Source organism: Mycolicibacterium flavescens (assembly GCF_001722335.1).
GTDB lineage: Bacteria > Actinomycetota > Actinomycetes > Mycobacteriales > Mycobacteriaceae > Mycobacterium > Mycobacterium flavescens.
This window is the reverse complement of the sequence record NZ_MIHA01000049.1, coordinates 1-4362: the sequence shown is the minus strand read 5'-3', so window position 1 is coordinate 4362 and position 4362 is coordinate 1. Positions and strand designations below refer to the sequence as shown.

General features: G+C 62.8%; 4 protein-coding genes. All 4 read right to left on the bottom strand.

The window, feature by feature from the left end; all coding sequences use genetic code 11:
* Nucleotides 1–332 precede the first annotated feature (332 nt).
* Nucleotides 333–1793, bottom strand: a complete 1461-nt coding sequence (locus tag BHQ18_RS28735) for an aldehyde dehydrogenase family protein (RefSeq protein ID WP_069417029.1) — start codon at nt 1791–1793, stop codon at nt 333–335.
* 195 nt (nt 1794–1988) lie between these two features.
* Nucleotides 1989–2279: a 4Fe-4S dicluster domain-containing protein gene (locus BHQ18_RS28730; RefSeq protein WP_069417028.1), complete on the bottom strand. Its 291-nt coding sequence runs from the start codon at nt 2277–2279 to the stop codon at nt 1989–1991.
* Nucleotides 2276–4048 (bottom strand): FAD-binding protein, encoded by a 1773-nt coding sequence (locus BHQ18_RS28725; RefSeq protein ID WP_011559041.1) that lies wholly within the window; start codon nt 4046–4048, stop codon nt 2276–2278. Before BHQ18_RS28725 ends, BHQ18_RS28730 begins: the two co-directional genes overlap by 4 nt.
* Nucleotides 4049–4171: 123 nt before the next feature.
* On the bottom strand, nt 4172–4362 hold a 191-nt coding region (locus tag BHQ18_RS28720), incomplete at its 5' end, for an aromatic-ring-hydroxylating dioxygenase subunit beta (RefSeq protein WP_234794333.1).

Below are 4362 nucleotides of genomic sequence, written 5' to 3'. Positions count from 1 at the left end.
CGGCGGCCTCATCATCGGGATTCTGCGATGGCTCCACAGCCACGACAGTTTCGGTCATCACGCGACCTTTCCGGCCCCGACACACCGGGGCCGATCAGGCCGTTTACACCGTTACCGCGACAGTCCCACTATTGGCGGTCTCTACGTTAGGAGGGTCGAATCGCCGCGAACGTTTGGGCCGGAATGGATCATTAATGGGGGCATCCCTGCCGAAGCATGCGCCGCCACGCCTTCACACCGTCGGCGAAGTTACCTGTATGCATCGATACCGCCGCGTCGTCGTCGCTGATCTACGACCGTGACGAATATGTTGGTCAGGCTCCCCGCCGGACTCAGGACAGCGGAGGGCCTGGGGGCCCGATGCGACGGCTGATTGTTTGTAATTCGGTGTAGGAATCCAGGCTGGCTGGAGAGAATTCGCGTCCCAAGCCGCTCGCTTTCGCCCCACCGAAGGGTGCGCGGGGGTCGAGGGAGGTGAAGGTGTGGCTGTTGATGAAGACGGAGCCGGTGTCGAACCGACGGCCAAGCAGGAACGCCCGCTCTTCATCTGACGTCCAGATCGAGGCGGCAAGCCCGTATTGCGATTGATTCACGAGCCGGATCACGTCGTCGAGTTCGTCGTATTTCAGCACGGGCACTACCGGACCGAACTGTTCCTCTTCGACGATTGCGAGGCGGGGATCAGCCGCAGTGACCACGCTGGGCATCATGAAGTGGCCGTGGTCCCAGGCCGCCGAATCGAGCCGCTGCCCGAGGGTGGTGACGGTCGCGCCGCTCGCGCGCGCGTCGTCCACGATCTTCTCGACGAGGTTCTTCTGCTGAGCGTTGTTCAGCGGCCCCATGGTGACTCGGGGGTCGTCGCCGGGCCCGACGACGATTTCATCCACGGCGGCTGAGAACGCTTCCACGAAGCGGTCGTGGATGCGGGTCGGCACGTAGATACGTTTGAGACCGAAGCACACCTGGCCGGTGGTCGCGAACGCGCCTTTTACGATCTGCCGCATAGTCTCTGGCGAAAGGTCGACATCGTCGAGGAGGATCGCCGGGTCGTTTCCGCCCAGCTCGAGCGTCACCCGCTTGATGTCGCGCGCGGCCGCGGCCATAACTTTGCGCCCGGTATCGATGCCGCCGGTGAAACCAATCTTGCGAATTCTCGGGTGAGCGACGAGTGCTTCGCCGACCGCGTCGCCTCCGGTGACCATGTTGAGCACGCCCGGAGGGAAGTGCTGTTGGAGGGCTCGGATGATCTCGGCGAGAACCAACGGGGAGTTTGCCGCCGGCTTTAAGACGACTGTGTTGCCGGCGACGAGCGCGGGCGCCAGCTTCATGAATGCCAGGACCACCGGGAAGTTCCACGGCGTGATGGCGGCCACGGGCCCGATTGGGCGGCGGCGGATCAGGGTCGTGCCCCCGGTGTCGCGAATCTGTTGGTCTGCAAGGATTTCAGCCGAAATGCCTGCGGTGTAGCCGCAAATGCCCGACGCGAATTCGAGGTCGACGTGCGACTCTTCGAGGATCTTTCCGTTCTCCCGGCTCAGGATCGGTGCATATTCCTCGATCATGTCGTGGATCGTGCCTGCGGCGGCAAGTAGTGCTCCCTGGCGTTCTTCCAGGGGCCGCGATGACCATTCTGGGAACGCCATTGCGGCCGCTGCGACCGCTTCGTCGACCTGCCCGGGCGCGGCGTCTGGGACCGAACCGAGCAGTACCCGGATATCAGCCGGGCTAACGACGTCGATCGTCCGGTCGGATGTTTCCTCACGTCCGTTGATGATGAGGTTTGCGTTGATCATGCCGAAGTCCTAACTTTCCTGCGGGGAACGGTTGATTTGTGGGAGCCATGTCTGGGTCATCGGAGGATCGCCCGGCGACCGCCAGATAAGTGCCGAATCCGGCGCCGGCCGCATCGGGCGGTCATCATCGCCTGACCCCGTAGCCGGGACCTTGCCGACGCCGAACACACCCGGCTTGCGCTGTTCTGATGGACATCAAGTTTTCTTTTCGTCGGGCGGAGCGTCGCGGCTGCCGTCGAGGGCCTCTACGCCGGGGAGGAAGGGGTCGGGGATCACTAGTGCGTGGCTGACAACGATCGCGTCCACGTGGCAATCGATTGCGCACAACCGACAGGAATGACAGTCGTTGGGGTAGATGATCTTGGCTCGCCACTTGGTCGTGGCCCACGGTTCGTCGCCCTCCACCAGCCGGATCACCCCGGTTGGGCAGCTGTCGATGCAGACGTTGCACCCGTCGCACGTTGTTTCGTCGATGCTTTCGATCACTGAACCGCCGCCTCCTCACGGTAGCCTTGCGGCACGGTATATGGACTTGGATGGCGGCCGGGCGGGGCCTGCACCGGCCACGACTGGATCGGCAGGTCGCGTTCGCTGAACTGCAGATCGAATTCACCGCCGCTGCCCCGGCGCACGAGCAGCCACTTCAGCCACTCATCGTTGTCGGCGTAGGGGTAGTCGATACGAAACAGCTCCCCGCGACTTTCGGTGCGCCGCTTCATCGCCTCACAGGTGATGATCGCCAACGTCAGGTATGCGCGCACCTCATGCGCCTTCTTAAGTTCTTGATAGTCCGGCGCGAAAACGTAACGCAGTACCCGATCCCGGATCCGGTACAGCTCAGCGAGCGCTGAATCGATCCGTGCCTCCGACTTGAACAATGCGAATGCCGGATTGGCCGTCGCCTCGCCGATGGCTTTCCACACATCCACCGGCCGGACCTGCCGCAGCCGACGCATCGGCGCGAAATACTCAGCGAAGCTCTCCTGTGCCTGGTTCTCCCACACACTGCGCGCTACCGCGTGACCACCGCGCGCCGCCGCCGCAGTGCCCGCCCGGTACCCCGCAACAGCCGAGAAGCTCGAGATCCCGCTGCCAGAAATTCCCGACATCAAATGGGGACACGCCGTGCCATACCCGGCCGCGTACAGGCCGGGCACTGTGGTGGCTCCGTCCAGGTCGATCGTGGGACCGCTGGTGCTGCTCGTGCCGAGCACGATGAACGGGGTCACCTCCAGCAGGTCAGTGGAGGGATCGACCTCAAACTCGGTAAAGGCGCGCCGCACCGTCGGAGACACTTCATACAGCACCTCAAGATCCGCCTGTGGTACGTGACGCAAGTCGAGATAGCACGGCCCTCGGCCCTCCACCATCTCGGTCATGATCGCGCGCGCGATGGTGAACAACCCGCCCTTATCGCCCCAGATCGGGTCATAGCGGTCCATGAAGTACTCGCCCGCCGCGTTGCAGAACTTGCCACCGATCCCCTGAATCTTGGCTTGACCCGGTGTGAAGAATGACCGATTGAAGTAACTCCAGGCAGCGAACTGGCCGAATTCCATGCCGGCGAACTCGGCACCCACTCGCCAGGCCGCCACATGACCTTCCCCGCTGCAATGGTCGGCGAACGCGTAATGCAGCTTTGGGTACCAAGGGCCGGTGTTGAGGATGACGCTGCCCGCCGTAAAGACATGACACTGGCCAGTGACAACATTTACCCCCACCGCACCGCACACCGCACCAGCGGTGGGCCGACACCCGTCGGTGGTCAGCAGATCGATCACATCGACCCGCTCGAACAGTCGCACCCCCGCCGCTTTCATCCTCTCCTTGAGGATCTCCATACACACGCGACCATCCACACCCAGCGTCGTGCCAAGGTTGTGGCCGCGGACCGTCACATACTTCAGCGACCCATCCTCATGAGTGGAATAGGGCACACCCCACTCGATCTGCTCGTTAACCCTGTCATAGGCCTCGGCTATGTACTGCTGCACCCAATCCTGATCGGCCAAATAATTGCTGCCCACCACGAACTCGCGCGCCCACTCCGTCATCTCCTCACCCTGCACCCGGTGATCAGGGGCGTATTGGCTGTGGACATACGTCATCGGCCCTGCCCGAGACACCACCGCTTTCTCCACCAGAATCACCGACGACCCCAACTCCGCGGCCCGTAGTGCTGCCCGCACTCCGCCAATTCCCCCACCCACTACCAGGACGTCGCATTCTTGGACCGACACATCCAGGTCACCCATAACGCCAGTCACGCCTTCACCAACATCTCGATCAAGTCCGTCTCGGTTGTTTCGGTGGTCATATGGTTGGGCCCTTTCTGGAATCGGCGATATCCACGAAGGAGGTGGTGAGCGGAGCTGGCCCTACAGGACTACCGACAGGTTGTCGATAGGCAACGTCGAGTGGTCGAGCAACACCTCGCGCCGGGCGAGCCGCAGCGAATCGTCGGTCCGGCGCAACACGTCGACCCGTTCGGCCGACAGCAACTCCCAGCGGCCGCTGTCTCCGCGGCTGCGGAAGAACAAGAGATTCGAGCGCACGGTCAACTCATCAG